Origin of the sequence: Paenibacillus sp. FSL M7-0896 (assembly GCF_037975415.1) — a bacterium.
GTDB lineage: Bacteria > Bacillota > Bacilli > Paenibacillales > Paenibacillaceae > Paenibacillus_AQ > Paenibacillus_AQ silagei.
In genome coordinates this window covers 2,730,563-2,749,752 of sequence record NZ_CP150250.1, presented here as the reverse complement: position 1 = coordinate 2,749,752, position 19,190 = coordinate 2,730,563, and the positions used below count along the sequence as shown (strand labels likewise).

Here is a 19,190-nt window from a genome sequence, read left to right as displayed (position 1 = left end):
CGCCGCTCTAGGTTAACGCAGGCCTTCCGCCACTTGTAGCAGCATCTCTCTGGTGACTTCAGGCGATCCGGTCCCTACCTCATGCAATATATTTCTCTCCTCGTTCTCCCGAACCTCAATCCAACGGATGTACGCATAATAGCCGTTGCTGTTATTCTCATAGGCTTGGCGGTTTTCAACATACAAGGCTTCCTGAGATTTTACCTTCAGATGCTCAACCTTTGTATCCGCCCAAACATCAGATGTAAGCTGTGCCCACGGAGTAAGCGGGGAATAAGTAACGGAGATGTAATCATTTTCTCCCTTAGGACCTTGGTACACCAGCTCAGGACTGACCGTCCCGGCCTGCTGGTTGGGCACATTGAAGCTCTTGATCCAGGCGTAATGCTCACCGGGCTTCAGCCGCTTGGTAAGGACATTGGTGTATTTTTTAACCCAGGAGCTATCTGTAATGCCCACTGTACTGTCGGATCTTCCTTCGGCAAAATGGTATGCTTCCGGCATTCTGCCCGGCACGGCCAGCTTACCTGTGACAGGCTCTGTAGCCTTCTTCCAGCTTTCGATATCTGTGAATATCTGCGGACGGTTGATCATACGGAGCTCCTTCATCCCGTTTGATCTAGCAATTAACAGCATAGCCGATTCATTATCAGCAAGCTGAGACTGAATCTCTGTAATCACCCGCCGGGTCTGGTTGGCAAAAGCTGTTGACTCATTAGCGCCCTCATGAATATCCACTTCCAAACTGGTTGCACCATAGGTAACCTGCCATAGCCGCTCCGCACCATAGACCACGCCTCCGAAGAGCATCAGTCCGCAGAGTACCAGGGCGATCCTCGCTGTCCCGCGCACGCGCACGGGCCTATTTCCTCTCTGCTGCGGCTGCTGGAATTGCTCAAAGCTCGCTGCTAACCGCTGCTCCAGCGGCTCCGGCATCGCTGTATGTTGTTTATACCTGTTGAACTCCTGCTTCAGTTGATTTCCGATAGACATGTCCATTCCCCCTTCATCTCATCGTCCGCTGTAAATGCCGCATTCTGCCGCAGCTTGCGCAGCGCCTTATGGTGCCTGGATTTGGCGGTTCCCAGCGGGATGCCCAGGGCCGCAGCAATCTCGTCATAGCTGCACTCTCCGTAGTAACGCAGGACAATTACGCTGCGGAGCTTAGGCGGCAGTCCGCTGACCAGCTGCATCAGCTCTCCCTGCTGTTCCTGGACCAGAAGCTGCGCGTCCGCTCCCGGATACAGACTCTCAGATGCATGCTCCCGGCTGCGGTTCATGAGCCGCAGCCTGCGCCAGCTTCTGCGGTTCCAGTTGCTGCATTGCCTGACGATCATACCGTTCAGCCAGGCTCGAAAAGGCCGTTTGCCATCGTACTGCTGCTGGCAGCGGAATAGCTCGATGTAGATTTCATTGACTACATCAGCCACATCAGCTGGCCGGTTCACCAGCAGGCTGACGGTTCCGTACACCTGCTGCCTAATGGTGTTATGTAGTAAGGTGAAGGCTTCTTTATCTCCATGTTCCAGCCTTTGCAGACATTCCCGAAGCTCTTCTTCTGTCATCTTCCTCTCCCCTCTCTATCTTGCTTACACTCTATATTGGTCCGCTGGCGGTGGAAGGTTCCCTTGATATGCAATTTATTACATCCTGACATATCAAAAACCGGCTGCCCATGAATTTCATCATGTGCAACCGGTTCTTTTGCTGCCGCCGGAACCTCCCTGGCTATGCGTTACAGATTACAAGGGCTCATTCCCCCATACCAGACTGCCGGAGATATAGGCCGGAAGCTTGGCCCAATCCGCAGGAGCTGTACCTGCTGGATTAAAGGAATAATCGCCGGTCTGGGAGTAATTGCTCCAATCTGCCTTGGAGGCCCGCATCTGAATATCTATGCTGGCTCCCGGAGCAAGCGAGCCTGCTGCTGCTGTGAAGCCCAGCTCCAGGTAATGATCCGCGCCGCTCAAGGCTGCCGGAAGCTTCACGAACGTCCCAGTCACATTGGCGCTCCCTACCTGGGACCAGTCACAGAAGAAATTCTGGGCCTGCTCGCCATCACTGGTGTAATAATATCTGAGCTTCACATCAGCGAGGGAGACCGCAGCAGTACTGGTATTCACCAGCTTGATCCGCGGGCTGAGGGCATTGACAGCATTAGCCGTGCTGCTATTGAACATCTGGACCTTCAGACCGCCATCCACTGGTGCTGTCGTATCGGCTATTGTAATCGCCAGCGTCTTCGCGGCTCCGGCACTGAACTGGAAGCTCAGCGTTGTTGTCCCCAACGGCTGTGCCGCCAGATAAGCTTTGTGGATCGTCACAGCCGATCCGCTCACCGTATAATCCGTTCCAGCGGTTAACGCCGCCGAACCGTTTTTAATAGAAGCTAAAGTATTCCCGTTCAAGGTCATCGCTACTTCGATGTCGCTCTGATTCCCCGTTTTCTTGTCGAAGCTGGCCGTGACCGGTGTTATGGTTGAATCATTAGCCGTTGTTGTCGTATCCGCCACCGTAACCGTTAAGGTCTTCGCAGCTCCGGCACTGAAATGGAAGCTTAGCGTTGTTGCTCCGACGGGCTGTGCCGCCAAATAAGCCTTGTGAATCGTCACCGTTGAACCGCTGACTATATAATCCGTGCCAGCAGTTAGTGCAGTTGCACCATTGGTAATGGAATCCAGGGTATTTCCGTTCAGGGTCATCGACACTTCGACGTCGCTCTGATTCCCAGTCTTCTTATCGAAGCTGGCAGTGACCGGCGTAATGACGGAGCCTGCTGCCGGAGGGTTCACCGGATCAGCGTACAAGGTGCCGCGTCCGTTGGTTCCCAGATACACGCGTCCATAGATCCGCGGATCGCCGGTAATCGCCATGTTGATTCTGGCATACTGGTGTGCGTCATCGTTAATCCGCACCCAGCTGGCTCCGGCGTCATCCGAGCGGAACACTCCTCTTACTCCGTCAATCTGGGCTACAGTATATAGGGCCATATAATTCTCACCCGGCGCGGCCTTTCCGAACCCGATCAAGTCCGCTTCTTCCACATTGCTCAGCTTGGTGAAGCTTGCCCCGGAGTTCGTAGAATGCCATATGCCGTACTTATCCTGCGGATGTCCTCCGGCAAACCAGATATCGCCTTCCACGCCCGGCATGGCTTTCAGGCTCACTTGCGCCTGGTTCGGCTGCAGGCCGTTCACGTTATTGGCTGGCAAGCCGGTCGCAGCCGTAGCTGTGAAGGTGGCTCCGCTATCTGTACTGACATAGAGCTTGCCCTCATAGAAGCCATAGAATTTATTCGGATTCACCCGGTCGGATGCTATCTTCGCTCCGGCAGGAATTCCGCTGCTCGCCGTCCAGGAGTTGCCGCCTGACTTGGAGTAAAAGACCCCGATATCCGAGGTGCTCCACAGAAGCGCATTCCCACTGGCAGATACAGCTACCTGACCCTGCCCTACCGTGGTACTGCCTCCTTTGGAGGGTTCTGCATTCGGCATGTACCAGTTCTTGCCGTTGTCATTCGAGATCCCAATCGACTTACCGTTCGGATATTTCTCTTTGTCCACACCACCGACACGGACAACATAGGCCGGGTCCAGCTCCGCATAATCGATACTGTTCGTGCTGGCCCAGGAAGGGCTGGTCTGGAACTTGACTGGTGCCGCTGTCAGATCCTCATACCGGAAGCCGGATACATCGCCAAGCGCGGTAATCAGGTGGGCACCCGCTGGCGGGCTGATCAGCCCAAGCACTGCCGTCTCTTCTACCCCTTTGGCCATCACGGATATCTTAACCTTGCCGCCGGTGTCCCAGGCTCCGAGGTTATTCGTACCGTAGATCGTAGCACCCGTGCCGTACATCATCCGGTCCGAGTTGAACGGGTCAATCTCAAGGTCCCCGATCATCCAGCCCATCTTCGGTGCAGGATCAAGCGAGCTCGAAGTCAGCCCAAGATTAAGCCACGGCGCCGCCGTGATATCCATCTCGAACTTGTAGTTGCGCTCCGGATAGAAGCCCCAATCCCAGATCCGGCTCCAGGTCTCCCCGCCGTCCTTACTGCGGAAGATCACCTCGTCCGGCCACCAGGCATTGAGGCTGGCAACCATAAGCGTACCCGGATGCTGGGCATCCAGCGCAAGCCCCCCGAAGCCGTAGAAGTTGTCAGCCCCTGTTGTCGGGCTGATGTTTTTCCAGACCCCGCTGGTTGTGTTATACTTCCAGACCTCGCCTTTGCGTCCGTCATACGGCCCGACCCCGTCACTATAGGAAATGTACAGATCGCCGGTTGCCGACAGCTCCCCATGATGTGGAAGCAGGCCTACCGGCTGCCCCGGCAGCGCTGACCAGGTTGCACCTCCATCTGTACTGCGGAACACACTTTTGGCGGTATCCGCGACTCCGACATAGATCGTCTGGGTAGCTTGTCCGGCAGAGCCCGTGCTTTTATCAAAAGTAATCCAGGACAAGCCCACGATATCACTCTGATACTCATTCCCCGGATCTTGGATGTACGTCCCTACGTTAGTGAAGGAGGTAACCTTGGACCAGGTCACGCCGGAATCCACGCTCTTCCACAGACCGTTCCCGCTCCGCGCGCCGAAGAACAGAATGCTGTTCTTATTGGGGTCAATGACCAGCCGTTCCCCGGCCGAACGTCCCGGCATATTGCCTCCAACCTTGAACGGTAGCGGCGCAGATTGCCAGGTATCCCCACGGTCGTTAGAGCGCATAATCTGCCCGTTTCCGTCCCAGGAATTCGTGTAGGTTCCGGTTGCCATATACACCTTGTCCGGATCAACCGGATCGGTAGCCAGCGCATCGACACCATTCTTGTTCCAATCCGCCCACCCAACGCTGTCCGTCAGCGGAATCCAGCTACCGTCCGCCTCGTTCCAGCGGTAAGCCCCGCCAATATCCGTCCGCGCGTAGATCAGATTCGGTTCACTCTGGTTGAAAATAATCCCCGGCACAAAACCGCCGCCCGCACCGGTAACCACACTGTTCCAGCTGTAATCTTCACTGGCTGCGGCATGGGTTACAGCGGGAGAAACGTTAAACAAAGAGCCTGACATCGCTGCCAGCAGGACGAGTGTTCCTAGTCTTCGGATACGTTTTCGACTCATGATCCTAACCTCCCCAAACATACTTTGGTAACGCTTCCATTATAGAGCAGGTTTCGCCCGTTCCGTGAGAGAAAATGGTTGATTATGCGGGAATTTTGTCAGCAATTAGCGCACCATTTTCACACTTGACGAAATTGGGGATTAGGGTAGTACGTAATGGACAAAATCATCCTAACGGATAACTAAAATTACCTTTGCGCGAGCACAACGTATACTGTTTTTCACATACATTCAGGCCGATGTCAGCTTGCGAACACAATGTATACTGTTTTCCACACACATTCAGGCCGTGTATCAGCTTGCGAACACAATTTATGTTGTTTTTCACATACATTCAGGCCGTGTATCAGCTTGCGAACACAATTTATGTTGTTTTTCGCATACATTCAGGCCGTATGCCTGCTTGCGAGCACAACGTATACTGTTTTTCACATACATTTGTTCCAACACACCTTCTCCAAGGCAGGAAACTATAAAAAGCCTTGCGATCAGCAATCGCAAGGTAGTTCAGAGCTAGTTCTCTGTTGGCGGCGGCAGCACAATCGGCTGATAACCCAGCGCAGCATCAACAATCTCCTCCGGCGTCAGCTCCGGCTCATGCCAGAAGATCAGATCACTCACACCGGGATGAGGCACATTGCTCGCTACGACCTCCAGCCACTCGTCCAGCTCCGCCTCTGTTCCTTCGGCGTTCACGATCTTGGTTACGAGTGTGATCAGTTGTTGTCGGGATAGGGACATTTTGGGGCCTCCTTTTAGGGTGCATTTCAATCAATAAACATAACACATTTAGCGGCTTAGAATATCCCTAACATACACAGAGCATTCATGAACCAGAGCATGTAGCATACCCGCTTCTGTACAACGCTTTTCTAACAACGGATTCTCCCAATCGTAAGCTCTAATTACATATACCGCGAACTCTTTTCTATACCAGCCAACATCAAGAGTATACTTTCCTTCGAAATAACTGACTTGAAATATATCCTCTTGATCCAAGTACCTCGTTTCAATATAAGTAATTAGACCCGGTGAAAAATCAATGTCATCAAACATAAATGCACTCCCTTATTGGAAATATTTCTGAGAGATAACTTACTTAGGGTAAGTCTTTTCAGGTCTTAGACTCCGTTATCTGCAATTATAATAAAAGGTGCTGGTAATGGATATAGTGTTAGCTCCTCTATACATTCACAGATGATGACTCCCTTTACCCTCCAAACAACAATTGGATTTCCAACACTTATTCTCTCTTTCTCCACCACAACACCGACAGCAATTGGATAAACAGCACTTAATTCTGGTCTAATTTACTTATTATCTACTTTCGGCTAAATTAAGGAGCATTTATCCAACTGTTAGCCTGTTTGTAGGGATTTCAGCGAAAATAAATGCTGTTTTTCCACTTAGCCTCATGTTGCTTAACGGATAAGGAGCCGCGGCTTCAGCAGTATAATTTGGCACACTGGATATACCAACCACAAACAACCCCGCAGCAGAATTCACATCTGCTGCGGGGTTCTTCCATACAAGTCAACCCGCCACTTACCTCCAGCCTACTCCGTGCGGCCCCGAAGCAAAGCGATCGCTGCCAGCAGGAAGGAGACCAGCGAGATGCCGAGGGTAATGTAAACCATCGGCGAGGTGCCGGTGCTGGTGCCTTCCTTCTCCACAATGGCCTGATGCTCGTCCATGGTCATCGTGCCGTTGCCGGACATGTCTGCGGCACCGTGGCCGTGACCGCCATCGGCGCTGCCGGAGGCTTCAGCGATGGCGGTGATGGAATGCGGGGATTGCGAGCCGGGTTCGCCGGACCATTGCACGAGGCTGCCATCGGCATAGTGCTGATAGGCATCCCAGGCGATATCGCCTGCGGAGTCCGGGTTTTTGGCTGTGAAGTAGAAGCGCTGGAACTGTCCGGCCTGTATGCCGCCATCCTTGGCAATCCAGCTTACTTTATTCCCGTCCACTGTTACCTCCCAGCCGGGAGAGGCTTCGTATTGCTTAAATTCCGCGCCTGCCGGAATCCGCAGATCCACCTGCACGGTGGCGCTTTCTTTTTCAGACGGCACTTTCAGGGTATACGTCTCCCAGGCCCCCGTGCTGGACTGGGCTGGACTAACGGTTACGTGGGCACTCGCCACGGCTGCGAACAACAGTAGTGCGGCGGCTGCCGGTGCGGCCAATGCTGCTATTTTGCGAAACATTCTATTCAATGAAATCTCCCCTATTCTCTAATAATGGATATTGGGCCTGTCTACGCTATCTTAAGCTCTATCTCTTCCCCGGAAAATCCCGCTCCCGCGAAGCCAGCCCCTGCTCCAGGGCGTACCTTGTGAGCTGCGTGCGGTTCTGAAGCTGAAGCTTCTGCAGAATGTTCTTCAGGTGATTCTTGACCGTATGCTCGGAGATCCCGAGGGTGGCGGCAATCTCCTTATTGGTAGACCCGGAGGATACACAGCCCAGTATCTCCTTCTCCCGAGCCGTTAATGCCTCCCGCTCCTCCTTGACAGAGGTGACGGCGAACTCCTTCAGAATCTGGAACGCCAGCTCCCGGCTCAGCGGCACCTCTTCGCTTACAATCGCCAGCAAATATTCGATCCAGGTAGACGGAGCCAGGTTCTTCAGGAGGTACCCCTGCGCTCCCTGCTTCAGCGCTTCGAACAGATAAGAGATCTCATCCGACACGGTGACGATGACAATCCGGACATACGGATATTCCAGCTTAATGCGCCGCGTGGTCTCCAGACCGTCCATTCCCGACATTTCGATATCGATCAGGATCAGGTCCGGCATCCATTGCCCGGTCCAGACGATTGCCTCCGCTCCGCTGGCCACCGCACCGATCACTTCAAACCGTTCATCCAGCCCCACAATCTCGGTCATCGCTTCGCGTGCATGCGCATGGTCATCGACGATCAGCACCCGGCAGCGTTCCATCCTGCGCACCCCCTTTTACAATTTCTACAGTGGTTCCGTCCGCTCCTGAGTGAAGCCTAAGCGCCCAGCCCATACTACGGGACCGTTCCCTCATAATCTGCAGGCCATAGCTGCCGCTCACCGCAAAAGGATCATCATGCTCAATCCCCGCACCGTCATCTGCAACGGTTACACGCCAGCCGTGCTCATTCCCTTGACCTGATACGGACACCCTGCCCGCACGTGTGTGCTTACGCACATTAATAATCGCTTCACGAATGCAGGACAACAGCTCTGCCTGTTCCGCCGCTGTCAGCGCCCGCTCTTCCAGATGCCAGTCCAGCGATACCTCGATCATGACTTCTCCGGCTATTGCCGCCAGCTGCTCATGGATAGAACGCTCCAGCGAGAAGCTCTCCGCGCCGCTCAACGGCACCTTCAAATTGGCAATGGCCTGACGTACATAACGGTTAACCTCGTGAACGGTCTTCTTGATCTGATCCACACTGTCCGCGCTGATGCCGCCATCCTTGCGGCCGTGCTCCAGCCGGTCGATCCGTACAGAGAGCAGGAACAGGGACTGGGCCATGCCGTCATGCAGCTCTTTTGCCAGTGCCTCCCGTGCTTCCATCGCTCCGGTTGCCGCCCGCTCCTGCTCCAGCTCCCGCTGATTGCGCTCCATGAGGCGAAAGAGCGGCAGCAGCAGAATAATACTGAAGAGAAATACCAATACAGGTGTTAAGAAGTTGCCTGTGTCCATAGAGATGTACGGCATCAGGAACTGATGTCTCACCCACTCCCAGATACCCACCATGACCGTTGGAATCAGCAGAATAAGCACTTTAATTCGGGTATACGTCACAGTTCCCTCCCCAATTTCTGTTCGTTATTTTACCATTTCCGGGTGATCTCCGGCATGACTCTTTCGGGCTATGTTCGTCCGCATATGTTACAGAATTAAGTATTTAAAAGTTAAATCATTCTCTTCATAGCTCCCATCGTCCTATCATAACAGTTAGCGAAACAATATCCGATAGGTTACACTAGGAATGACATTTAATCAAGAATACATTCATACTGACACTACAGGAGAGATATTGAAATGAAACGGATTACGATTCTAATCGCCGACGATGATCCCGACATTGCCGATCTGATCGGACTGCATTTGGAAAAAGAAGGCTACCACCCCATAAAGGTTACAAACGGCCCGGCAGCGGTGCAAGTCATCCAGTCCAGGCATATCGACCTGGCGATTCTGGATATTATGATGCCCGGGCTGGACGGGTATGAGGTGACCCGGCAGATCCGGGAGCAGCATGGGCTGCCGATTATTTTTGTGAGCGCGAAGACTTCGGATCTGGATAAAATCACCGGGCTTGTCATCGGCGCCGACGATTATATGACCAAGCCCTTCAATCCCATGGAACTGGTCGCCAGAGTGAATGCGCAGCTCAGACGTTCCATGAAGCTGAACCAGCCGGTTACCGAGCAGAAGGCCGTGGTCGAAGCCGGGGGGCTGATCGTCGATCCGGACCGCCGTTCCGTGACCTTGTATGGAAATGCTGTGGAGCTGACGCCGAAGGAATTCGATATCCTGTATTTGCTCGCCAGCTACCCGAAGAAAGTATTCAGCGCCGAGCAGCTTTTTCAGCAAATCTGGGGTGAGGCTTATTATGAAGGCGGGAACACCGTGATGGTCCATATCCGCACCCTGCGCAAAAAGCTCGGCGATGACCAGAATAAAAATACATGGATCAAAACGATCTGGGGAGTAGGGTACACGTTCAATGGCTAAACTTGTCCGCAGCTTCCGCTTCAAAATGATATCGCTGCTGGTACTCAGCATGATTTGCTCCGGTGCTATTACCTTTGTACTCTACAAAAGCCTGCAAATGTATTATACCTCTCAGGTGAAGTATGAAGACAAACTGACCCGCTTCCGTTATCTGATTGCCGATTTCGGCGACCTGAATTTCTTCCTGATCTTCTTCATCCCGCTGGCGCTGCTGTTCTTCTTCCTGTTCACCAAGCCGTATGCCCGCTATTTCAAAGAAATCTCGCACCATATCCGCCTGCTGGCTAACGGGGATTTCAAAAGCCGGATTCAAATCCATTCTAACGATGAATTCGAGGATATTGCCGCCGATCTTAACCAGGCCAAAGACAAACTCGAAGAAGCGGTGGAACGCGGGGACTTCGCGGAGAACAGCAAGGACAAGCTGGTGCTGAATCTGGCTCATGATCTGCGGACTCCGCTGACCTCTGTGCTCGGCTACCTGGATCTGGTGCTGAAGGACGGGGAGTTAACCGCTGAACAAGTGAAACATTACACCACGATTGCCTACACCAAATCACAGCGGCTGGAAAAGCTGATCGACGAGCTGTTCGAGATTACCCGGATGAACTACGGCATGCTTACCGTGGAGCAGCGCCCCCTGGATCTGAGCGAGCTGCTGGTCCAGCTGAACGAGGAGTTGTATCCTCTGCTGGAGAACAACGGGCTGACTGCCCGCACCCAGGTCACTCCGCAGCTCAAAATTACCGGAGACGGGGAACTGCTGGCCCGGGTGTTCGAGAACCTGCTGACCAATGCAGTACGTTACGGCAAAGACGGCCGTTATGTCGATGTCCGCTGCTACCCGGAGGGTGAGACGATCGTTGTCCAGGTCATGAACTACGGAGATAGGATTCCGGCGGAGGACCTGCCTTTTCTGTTCGATATGTTCTATACAGGTGACCGGGCACGGACCCATCAGGAAGGCAGTACGGGACTGGGGTTGTTCATTGCCAAAAATATCGTCGAGCAGCATCAGGGGACGATCTCCGTACAGAGTGACACGATCCGCACGGTCTTCGAGGTCCGTCTGCCGGGTCTGATCCACTAGTCTGGTCCTGCTATAGCAGTGTTGCCGTCCTTTTAGAATTTAGAAGGGCGGTTTTTTGCGTTGACACTTCAGGTGGAAACGGCTTTAGTTTTATCTTTTAAGAAAAACTTTATCTTTCCCCCACTTCTATTTAAACACACTCCTCTATGCTTAAGTCATTGAAACAAGGAGGACGAGAACATGAAGAAATGGTTAGTAATCATCGTAATTGCCGGACTGCTCGGAATGAAATGGATGGATAGGGACCAGGAGACCGCAACGAATGAACTGAATATAGAGACGGTACAGATGAGTGCAGATAACAGCTCCAAGAATCTGACGGTTATCCCCGAAGAGCAAATCTATCAAGGGAACCTGCTGCTGGTCAACAAGGATTACCCCGTTCACGATACAGGAGTCAGCCAGGACATCGTCCGTCTGCTCGATCATGAGGAGCTGACTTCCGGCTACCTGCTGCTGGATCACAAAACGCTGCTCTCCAGGCAAGTCGCGGAGAAATTCACAGAGATGGTACATGCTGCAGCCGGAGAGGACATCAACAGCTTCCTGATCAGCAGCGGATATAGGGACAATGACAAGCAGCAGCAGCTATACGATGAAAAAGGGGCCGACTACGCTCTTCCACCCGGATACAGCGAGCATAACCTGGGCTTGTCGCTTGACATCGGTTCCTCCCAAATGGCCATGAGCCGTGCCCCCGAAGGGCAATGGCTACGGGACAATGCATGGGACTACGGCTTCATTCTGCGCTATCCCGAAGATAAGACCGATATTACCGGCATCAAGTATGAGCCATGGCATTTCCGTTATGTAGGGCTTCCGCACAGTGTGATTATGCGCGACAAGAACTTCACGCTGGAAGAATATCTTGAATTCCTAAAGGAGCAGAAGTCGATTGCCACTACCGTTAACGGGGTTGAATATCAGATCTCCTATATCGAAATTAACGGGAATACTCCTGTCCCTACCCCTGACGCCCAGCACGTTGAGTTCTCCGGCGACAATATGAACGGTGTGATTATGACGGTCTATCCTTAATGACTAACCCATATAACAGTACAATCTACAGAAAGCGGTGATGTAAAATGAATCAGGCACACAAGCAGACAAAGTACGGTTTGCAGGTACTGTTTACCGTCTACGTGTATATTTTGTTTAAAATCATTTTGTTCAAATTCGGGTCGATGGATCTCCCATTTCTATGGCAGCAGCTTCAGCACAGCCCGGGCCATATTGCGGCCAGTCTGCAACGCGGAAATCTGATCCCGCTGGCCACTTTGACTAACACCTATCACCATATCAGCACTAGCACCGTCGTTAATTTCTTGGGAAATATCGCCTTGTTTATCCCTTATGGCATCTTCCTGATGCTGCTCAACCCGAATGGAAAAGGCAGCGGCTCCTTCACCGGTGTCCTGCTGTGGTCCTTCGCGTTAAGCGCGGTGCTGGAATGCTCGCAAGCCGTCTTCTATATTGGAACGTTTGATGTGGATGATCTGCTGTTGAATACCTTCGGAGGTATACTGGGATACATGCTGATGAGGCCAATCCTGACGATCTACATGTCAGGCAGACAAGGCTCCTCCGTCACCCAGAAGTGACGGGGAGCCTTGCTGTCCGTTCACCCTGCTCACAAGGGAGAGATATAGCGGCCATATTCGATTGCTAGCTCTGTGAAGCCATTGCCTTCCTGCTTCAAGAAAAAGCTGTTCACACCCTCCGCTCCCCACCAGTTCAGCCCAAGCAGTAGTCCCTCTGCCGATTGTGCCGCCAGCAGCAGGGAGAACATCTGCGGGTTCACCTCACCGCCGTCATCGACACGCCAGACTGAATATTCATTATCCGTAATCTCCGCAGGATAGTCCTTGAAGCTTAGCTTCCCGCCTTCCTCCAGCACAAGACTAAACAACATATCCTTATCTTGTCTTACGAATTGCACCAGATAGAGCTGTCTGTCCGGGCCAAGCCCGGCCAGCTTCCAGGCTGCCTGGATCTTCCGCCCTTTGGCAGTTTCTACACTCTTACGAAGCGGATCACCAGCTGCAAGCTGCGGGCCTGCCGGGTCAGCGGGCTGAAGCTCCAGCAGGGCTGCCTGCGGAAAGACCGCAGAATCAACCAGAACATAGGTCTCATCCCGCATCGCTGCGCCACCCTCTACCTTGAACAGATACCCGGACAGGTTCGGAATATTATTCGCCAGCTCCCGTCCGTTGTTGTTCTCGTTACCCGTCTGCCACTTCTCCAGCTTCACAGCCAGCACCTGGCCCCCGTTCCCGATGGCAGTGTTCAGGGACTTCATCTGCTCCCCGGCCCCCTCCTCTTCCCTGGTGACCATGATATGACTCCCGGTCTCACTCGCGAATCCGAAGACCGGCTGCAGCTTGGCAGGGTCGAGCAAGGCAGCCGGGGCTGGAGAGGCCGTAGCTGACGATGATGCTGTCGGAACCGCACTTGGCGGGCTATCCGTCTGCTGAGCAGCTGGCGATGGACTGCCGGTAGACGGCCCGGCCGAAGCTGCTGCACTGCTGGCAGTGTCATTGCTATTCGTCCGGGCACACCCGGTCAGGCTAAAGACTATGGCTGCTGCAAAAATAAGACTTCCGGCCGCTCTTACCCTGTGCCGGAAACTGTGCTTCGCTTGATTCATAACGGTCCTCCAATATGATTTAGTCGAAAATCCCCATGCTGAGGTAACGTTCCCCGGTATCGGGCGCGATACATAACACCCGCTTTCCCCGTCCCAGGCGCCGCGCCTCCTGCAAGGCCGTCCAGATTGCGGCTCCGCCTGAAGGTCCGAGCAGAATTCCCTCGGTACGGGCCAGTTCTCTTACCATCTCCAAGGCATCCTCATCGGATACCTGCACGATCTCATCATAAACGCCGGTATTCAGAATTGCCGGCACGAAGCCCGGGCTGGTCCCCACCAGCTTATGGGGCCCTGGCTGGCCGCCGGACAGCACCGGCGAACCCTGCGGCTCCACGACAACCACGCGCAGCTCCGGCAATCGTGCGCGCAGCGCCTCGCCGGTTCCGGTAATGGTGCCGCCTGTCCCGGAAGTGGCAACGAAGACATCCAGCCGCCCCTCCATCTGCTCCAGAATCTCCGGCGCGGTGGTGGTGCGGTGAATGTCCGGGTTCGCCTGATTCTCGAATTGCTGCGGGATGAAGCTGCCGGGGATCTCCCGTCCCAGCTCCACCGCCTTGGCAATCGCGCCGGGCATCCGCTCCGCCGCCGGAGTCAGCACCACCTCCGCCCCGTAGGCCTTCAGGATATTGATCCGTTCCTTCGTCATATTATCCGGCATGATCAGGATCGCCTTATACCCCTTCGCTGCCGCGTTCATTGCCAGCCCAATCCCGGTATTCCCGCTGGTCGGCTCGATAATCGTCCCGCCCGGCTGCAGCCGTCCGTCCAGCTCCGCCTGCCGGATCAGATTATAAGCCGCCCGGTCCTTGACGCTGCCGCTGGGATTGAACATCTCCAGCTTCACATACAGCTCCGCGTCCTCCGGTCCGGTTACCCGGTTCAAGCGTACAACCGGCGTGCCGCCAATCAGCTCTGTAATATTATTGACTACCCGCTTCGTCATGGGTGTGCCTCCTTTGTTTCGGTTCTTATCCTATGCACCATATAACACCCATTGTATAGTTACGGGATAGCATTTGTCGATTTTAAAGAATTGCAGCCACGATCGGTCCTGTGACTTGATCAACATAACCCGGCAATTATGGTGAATAGCAGCTTAGGTAAGCTCCACCATAAGAATTGTGGAATCTGCAACACCGGCAATGTTGTACATTGTGCAGGATTTCCAGCCGCCGAGTAGCTCTGATCCCCGATTGTTGCACATTTTGCAGGAATAATCAGCAGATCGGGAAGTCTGAGTCCACATTGTTGTAATTTGTGCAGGATTTCCTTTTTGGAGGCTATAAAGAGACTGATTTGTTGTAAAAGATGCAGGATTTCCTATGACCAGGCGGGATATGAAAGGTAACATACGTGTACGAGTAGTCATGGGTATGATGTAAACCCAAGTACCTACGGCCGATTCAACAAAAAAACCGCCTCCCGGACACATGGGTTGCGGTTTTTTTGTGTGCTGCATCACAGAAGGCGTTACTTCGTTCCCCTACGGATTCACCGTTATCGTGAACGTGGAGGTTGTGTTTTTGATCGGCGTTACCGTGTTCAGAATCTTCAGGTTGTTGAAGACAACGCTGCCCACCGCCGGCCCCTGGCCGGGCTCCGGCAATTCATTAGCCCAGATGCCGACACCGGATTTGGCGTCGAAGGCGTCACCACTCTTGAGGGCACCGGAAATCGTAATGTTCGAGAAGATCGTATCGGCTACGGGGAACTGCGGCGTAGAGCCGGAATAGTTCGTCTGGAACATGATTCCGTGATAGGTCGGGTCGATGATGTCCACATCGCTGACCCGGATGCCCTGGAACACCTTGGAAGCGGAGAATACCCAGATGGCCGGGAAGGTCTGTGCGCCCCAGAAATGTCCGCCTGAGCGGACGACGGAGATATTCTGGAAGATCGTCGTCGGTGATGCCCCGAAGCCGTTCATCGGATAACCGAAGTCCAGCGAGCTGATCGTAATCCCCGAGTAGCAGAGAGTATCCGCAATATAGATGTTGCGGAAGGTATTCGCATACCCGCCGTAGACGGCAAGACCGGCTGCCCGCCAGGTCAGGATGGACGTCAGATTCTCATAGACATTGTCCTTCATGTCGGAGCCGCCGGAATCGATCGCCGAGAACAAGGCGAAGCTGTCATCTCCGGTTGCCCGCGCCTCGATGTTAGACACGAGATTGTTCGTGCTGCCGTTGGTCATATTGATGCCGTCGGCAAAGGTATTGCGGATGCGCGAGTTTTTAATGATCATATAATCGGTATTCGCGCCCCAGTACATACATACCTGATGCTCCGTCCAGATGTTGTCGATCGTTATGTTCGCCACATTGGAGAAGTCGAACACCTTGCCGGGGCCGTCAATCCGTGAAGTATAGTTGCCGAAGTAAGCAAACCCCGAGAAGGTTGAGCCATTCGCTGAATCTGTCGCGCGGAAGCCGATGTCTGTATTCGACTGGTTGAGCGGTGCGTAGAACCGGGTATACCACGGTCCGGCTCCGATGATCTTCACTGCCTTGCCGTAGACCTGGAATTTATTCGAGGTCTCATAGTTTCCGGCAGGAAGATAGACACCCGCAAGATTACCCGTTGTATCCATACGGACCTTATCCAGCGCATTCTGCACATCCTGATGCGTGAATCCAAGCGGAACGGTATACTTGGCCGGGTCTGGATTGGCTATCGGCGAGACCTGCTCCAGGCTGATGAAGTCAATGGCATATTGCGAAGTATTGGCTGCATCCTTCTGCAGCCGGATCGTGCTGCCTGCCGGAATCGTGCTGTCGAACATGATATTCGCTTCGTCATAGATGTGGCGCGGGGATCCGGCACTCGGCGAATTGCCGGGACTGGCCTCCGAGCCATACAGCCAGGCGTATTTGGAGGTCAAGGTAATGGCCTTGTTGAACACTCCATTGACGTAGATATTGAGTGTAGCTGTCGTGCCGTCACCACCCGGAGCATCGGGAATAGAGAACCGGGTAACCAGGGTATTCGTGCTGGCTTTGGTCGTGAATTCAACATAGCTGCCTGTGGTATTCAGCGTAACGGCCCGTCTGCCTGAAGCTTCACCGGCCAGATCGCCGATATTCCGGTTCGGTGCCAGCTTGACAGCTCCGCCGCCGATCACTCCATCTTCTGCCTCATACATGTCGTAAGGCATATTGGCCCCGCGTCCGATGTAGAGCGACTGGTTCTGGATGTTGTTGGCCCGCTTTACCGCCAGTTCGTTGCCATCCACGGCAATTTCTGTTTTGACATTATATTTTCCGTTCACCGCCGTCCAGGTCCCAAGAGCCACAGGGGCCGTAGTACTTCCGGCAGCAATGACACCGTTATAGGAGCCAGTCAACGTTCTGAGGACTGCGCCTGTCGTAGCATCGGTCAAGGTCAGCGTAATGTTGTGCGCACCGCTGGCTGAGGCCGCCGTTCCCTGATTCTTAATGGCTACCGAGAAGCTGACCGTGTTGCCTGCTGCCGGGTTGCCGGGAGACCAGCTTACCGGAGAAGCAATCAGATCCGAGCTGGATACCGGATTCACAGTAAGGCCCGTAGGATGGGCATAGCTGTTATTGCCCTCATTCAGCTCAATGACATTGTTGTTCTCGTCAACCTTGGCGCTTACCGTATAGGTTCCGGCATCCTTCGCTCCGAGGCTGAAGGATACATTCGCGGAAGCTCCTGCGGCGAGCGCACCCACCGGTGCTGTCCCGGCAAGGGTGGTGCCGACATAGAAGCTGACTGTGGTTGCGGCCGAAGCCGCTGAGCCGATATTCTTGACGCTGGCACTCAGCGTGAGGGCATCGGTCTCCACCGGAGCGGACGGACTCCATGACATCCCGGTTACCGTCAGGTCAGGATTCGCCGCCGGTGTGCCGATGACCTGTAGCTCGGCTACCTGTCCGGCGCCTGAACCGGAATTCGCCGTGATTCTGAGTTGCAGCTCACTGACTGTAGCGGTCATCGGAATGGTCACTGAATTGCCGCTGGCTGGATTAAACGTATACTCCGCCGCAGGTACCAGACTGGTGAACGTTCCTGTGGACTGGTTATGTCCCAGCACCTGGATCGTCTGGGTACGGGTTGACCAGGCGGCTGCCGGATTGAGCTTCACGACCACCGAGGTGACATTGGCATTCGCGCCGAGGCTGACAGTCAGCGTATTCGGGTAGCTGCCGCCCGCACCCTCCCAGTAGGTAGTGACATCTCCATCATTGGCATTGGAGGGGACGAAGGTGAAGATAGAAGAAGAAGCATGGATAGCCTTGCCGACCGCCAGATTCGAGCCGGGACCCGTGCTCGGGGTGGCCGTTGGCGTGATCGTCGGAGCCGGAGTCGCCGTTGGGGCTACAGTAGGTGTAGCCGTCGGTGCAACGGTCGGCGCGATCGTTGGAGCTACGGTTGGCGTAGCCGTTGGGGCTGCGGTCGGCACAGCCGTCGGAGCTGGCGTTGCCGTTGCCGTCGGCGTCGAGGAAGCGCTCAGCACAAGCTGATCCAGATTCACATTGCCGGAGTCAGACGCATCATATTTGTAAGCAATGGTGTTGGTGCCGGCGTTCAAGGCAAGAATCTCTGCCTGTGTCGACCAGGTATCCCAGTTCGAGAGATTGGCAAGCGAGGTCTGCTTGACCTTCGTTCCGTTCACGTAGATACTGAGGGTCTTCGTACTGCCTGAGGCATTCGCATAACGCAGAGCTGCGCTGTAATTCCCTGCCGCCGGAGCTGCTACCGTGAAGGTTGTAGCTGCCCCCTGCGTCAGGTAGCCATCTACGAAGGCCGCACCGGTATAGCCGCTGTGATCGGTATTCGTCTTGGCCCCGCCGGATAAGGCAGCGGCCTCCGCTTCATAGGTTCCGGGTGGCGAGGCCGTGGTGCCGTACACCTCAATCTCCGACAGCTGCGCTGCGGGCCAGCCGGTGTTGGCCGTGAAGTTGATTTTGACATACCGGGCGGTTGCAGCTGTGAAGTTGATGGTGACGGAGTTCGCACTGCCCGGATTGAAGGCATACCCCGCAGACGCCGCCAGATTGCTGTAAGACGCATCATCCGTACTGCCTTGCACAGACAGCGTCTGTGTTCTGGCTTCCCAGCCCGCAGGCAGCTTCAGTACAACCTGATTCACACTGCTGCTGGCACCCAGATCCACCTTGATCCATTGCGGAAAAGCATTGCTGGCACTCTCCCAGTACGTACCCTGGTTACCGTCATTAGCATTCGCTGCTACATACACATCACCGACTGAGCTTGCGTTGATCGTCTTGCCCTGAGCCAGATTGCCTGCCGCCGCCCCCACTGCCGGAAATAACGCGAGCTGTCCCACACATAACACAAGCATCAGACCGTACATCAGGAACGTCCTTGCTACCGAAGACCTGGTTCTGCTGATCATTTGACAACCACCTCCCATAGATTATGGTGCCACCTTCGAGTATGCGCTTTCATAAAACAAATTATGGTAATAATATAAGATAGAGCCTGGCTCAGGTCGATGGCGTATTCTATGAAAAGTATGTGCGTACATACGGAGCGCTCAGGGAGAGAACGGACATAACTGAAGTCGGCATACCCGCGGACGGCAGATCCTTTTACAATGAATACAACAACAAGCCACAGCGCAGGAGGAAA

15 protein-coding genes are annotated in these 19,190 nt (G+C 54.1%); 4 read left to right on the top strand and 11 right to left on the bottom strand.

What is annotated here, in order from left to right:
• Window positions 1-12: 12 nt before the first annotated feature.
• The 8 genes from MKY12_RS11460 to MKY12_RS11425 form a co-directional block, all read right to left on the bottom strand.
• Entirely contained in the window at window positions 13-993 is a 981-nt protein-coding gene (locus tag MKY12_RS11460) for a hypothetical protein (protein ID WP_339313886.1), read from the bottom strand.
• Window positions 972-1,565, bottom strand: coding sequence for a sigma-70 family RNA polymerase sigma factor (locus tag MKY12_RS11455; RefSeq protein ID WP_339313885.1), 594 nt, complete (start codon window positions 1,563-1,565; stop codon window positions 972-974). The genes MKY12_RS11460 and MKY12_RS11455 overlap by 22 nt, the downstream gene beginning before the upstream one ends.
• Before the next feature lie 177 nt (window positions 1,566-1,742).
• Complete coding sequence (locus MKY12_RS11450; protein WP_339313883.1) at window positions 1,743-5,120, bottom strand: X2-like carbohydrate binding domain-containing protein; 3,378 nt, start codon at window positions 5,118-5,120, stop codon at window positions 1,743-1,745.
• A gap of 513 nt (window positions 5,121-5,633) precedes the next feature.
• On the bottom strand, window positions 5,634-5,861 hold the full coding sequence (locus MKY12_RS11445) for a hypothetical protein (protein ID WP_339255897.1): 228 nt from the start codon (window positions 5,859-5,861) through the stop codon (window positions 5,634-5,636).
• A gap of 48 nt (window positions 5,862-5,909) precedes the next feature.
• Window positions 5,910-6,176, bottom strand: a complete 267-nt coding sequence (locus tag MKY12_RS11440) for a hypothetical protein (protein ID WP_339255895.1) — start codon at window positions 6,174-6,176, stop codon at window positions 5,910-5,912.
• Window positions 6,177-6,676: 500 nt separating this feature from the next.
• Window positions 6,677-7,327, bottom strand: coding sequence for a DUF1775 domain-containing protein (locus MKY12_RS11435; protein WP_339314855.1), 651 nt, complete (start codon window positions 7,325-7,327; stop codon window positions 6,677-6,679).
• A gap of 67 nt (window positions 7,328-7,394) precedes the next feature.
• Entirely contained in the window at window positions 7,395-8,060 is a 666-nt protein-coding gene (locus MKY12_RS11430; RefSeq protein ID WP_339313882.1) for a response regulator transcription factor, read from the bottom strand.
• On the bottom strand, window positions 8,029-8,901 hold the full coding sequence (locus MKY12_RS11425; protein WP_209877781.1) for a histidine kinase: 873 nt from the start codon (window positions 8,899-8,901) through the stop codon (window positions 8,029-8,031). The genes MKY12_RS11430 and MKY12_RS11425 overlap by 32 nt, the downstream gene beginning before the upstream one ends.
• Before the next feature lie 240 nt (window positions 8,902-9,141).
• Here MKY12_RS11425 and MKY12_RS11420 point away from each other — a divergent pair, with 240 nt between their 5' ends.
• The 4 genes from MKY12_RS11420 to MKY12_RS11405 all read left to right on the top strand — a co-directional run bounded on the left by MKY12_RS11420 (window position 9,142) and on the right by MKY12_RS11405 (window position 12,528).
• A complete protein-coding gene (locus MKY12_RS11420; protein WP_339313880.1) occupies window positions 9,142-9,837 on the top strand; it encodes a response regulator transcription factor in 696 nt (231 codons plus the stop codon).
• Window positions 9,830-10,927 (top strand): HAMP domain-containing sensor histidine kinase, encoded by a 1,098-nt coding sequence (locus tag MKY12_RS11415; protein WP_339313878.1) that lies wholly within the window; start codon window positions 9,830-9,832, stop codon window positions 10,925-10,927. Before MKY12_RS11420 ends, MKY12_RS11415 begins: the two co-directional genes overlap by 8 nt.
• A 180-nt stretch (window positions 10,928-11,107) precedes the next feature.
• Window positions 11,108-11,965, top strand: coding sequence for a M15 family metallopeptidase (locus MKY12_RS11410; RefSeq protein ID WP_339313877.1), 858 nt, complete (start codon window positions 11,108-11,110; stop codon window positions 11,963-11,965).
• 47 nt (window positions 11,966-12,012) lie between these two features.
• Complete coding sequence (locus MKY12_RS11405) at window positions 12,013-12,528, top strand: VanZ family protein (protein WP_339313876.1); 516 nt, start codon at window positions 12,013-12,015, stop codon at window positions 12,526-12,528.
• A 29-nt stretch (window positions 12,529-12,557) separates the two neighbouring features.
• Here MKY12_RS11405 and MKY12_RS11400 read toward each other — a convergent pair whose 3' ends face one another.
• The 3 genes from MKY12_RS11400 to MKY12_RS11390 all read right to left on the bottom strand — a co-directional run bounded on the left by MKY12_RS11400 (window position 12,558) and on the right by MKY12_RS11390 (window position 18,954).
• A complete protein-coding gene (locus MKY12_RS11400) occupies window positions 12,558-13,574 on the bottom strand; it encodes a hypothetical protein (protein ID WP_339313875.1) in 1,017 nt (338 codons plus the stop codon).
• Window positions 13,575-13,593: 19 nt separating this feature from the next.
• Complete coding sequence (gene cysK / locus MKY12_RS11395) at window positions 13,594-14,517, bottom strand: cysteine synthase A (protein ID WP_339313874.1); 924 nt, start codon at window positions 14,515-14,517, stop codon at window positions 13,594-13,596.
• A 540-nt stretch (window positions 14,518-15,057) separates the two neighbouring features.
• The gene (locus MKY12_RS11390; protein ID WP_339313873.1) at window positions 15,058-18,954 is read right to left on the bottom strand and encodes a discoidin domain-containing protein; all 3,897 of its coding nucleotides are present in this window, start codon (window positions 18,952-18,954) and stop codon (window positions 15,058-15,060) included.
• Between the last annotated feature and the right edge of the window lie 236 nt (window positions 18,955-19,190).

Excerpts from the sequence above, each read along its gene's own strand:
- MKY12_RS11445 (WP_339255897.1), bottom strand. The coding sequence starts at position 5,861 with ATGTCCCTATCCCGACAACAACTGATCACACTCGTAACCAAGATCGTG.
- MKY12_RS11390 (WP_339313873.1), bottom strand. The coding sequence starts at position 18,954 with ATGATCAGCAGAACCAGGTCTTCGGTAGCAAGGACGTTCCTGATGTAC.
- MKY12_RS11400 (WP_339313875.1), bottom strand. The coding sequence starts at position 13,574 with ATGAATCAAGCGAAGCACAGTTTCCGGCACAGGGTAAGAGCGGCCGGA.
- MKY12_RS11415 (WP_339313878.1), top strand. The coding sequence starts at position 9,830 with ATGGCTAAACTTGTCCGCAGCTTCCGCTTCAAAATGATATCGCTGCTG.
- MKY12_RS11460 (WP_339313886.1), bottom strand. The coding sequence starts at position 993 with ATGTCTATCGGAAATCAACTGAAGCAGGAGTTCAACAGGTATAAACAA.
- MKY12_RS11440 (WP_339255895.1), bottom strand. The coding sequence starts at position 6,176 with ATGTTTGATGACATTGATTTTTCACCGGGTCTAATTACTTATATTGAA.
- MKY12_RS11420 (WP_339313880.1), top strand. The coding sequence starts at position 9,142 with ATGAAACGGATTACGATTCTAATCGCCGACGATGATCCCGACATTGCC.
- MKY12_RS11430 (WP_339313882.1), bottom strand. The coding sequence starts at position 8,060 with ATGGAACGCTGCCGGGTGCTGATCGTCGATGACCATGCGCATGCACGC.
- MKY12_RS11410 (WP_339313877.1), top strand. The coding sequence starts at position 11,108 with ATGAAGAAATGGTTAGTAATCATCGTAATTGCCGGACTGCTCGGAATG.
- cysK (WP_339313874.1), bottom strand. The coding sequence starts at position 14,517 with ATGACGAAGCGGGTAGTCAATAATATTACAGAGCTGATTGGCGGCACG.
- MKY12_RS11450 (WP_339313883.1), bottom strand. The coding sequence starts at position 5,120 with ATGAGTCGAAAACGTATCCGAAGACTAGGAACACTCGTCCTGCTGGCA.
- MKY12_RS11405 (WP_339313876.1), top strand. The coding sequence starts at position 12,013 with ATGAATCAGGCACACAAGCAGACAAAGTACGGTTTGCAGGTACTGTTT.
- MKY12_RS11435 (WP_339314855.1), bottom strand. The coding sequence starts at position 7,327 with ATGTTTCGCAAAATAGCAGCATTGGCCGCACCGGCAGCCGCCGCACTA.
- MKY12_RS11455 (WP_339313885.1), bottom strand. The coding sequence starts at position 1,565 with ATGACAGAAGAAGAGCTTCGGGAATGTCTGCAAAGGCTGGAACATGGA.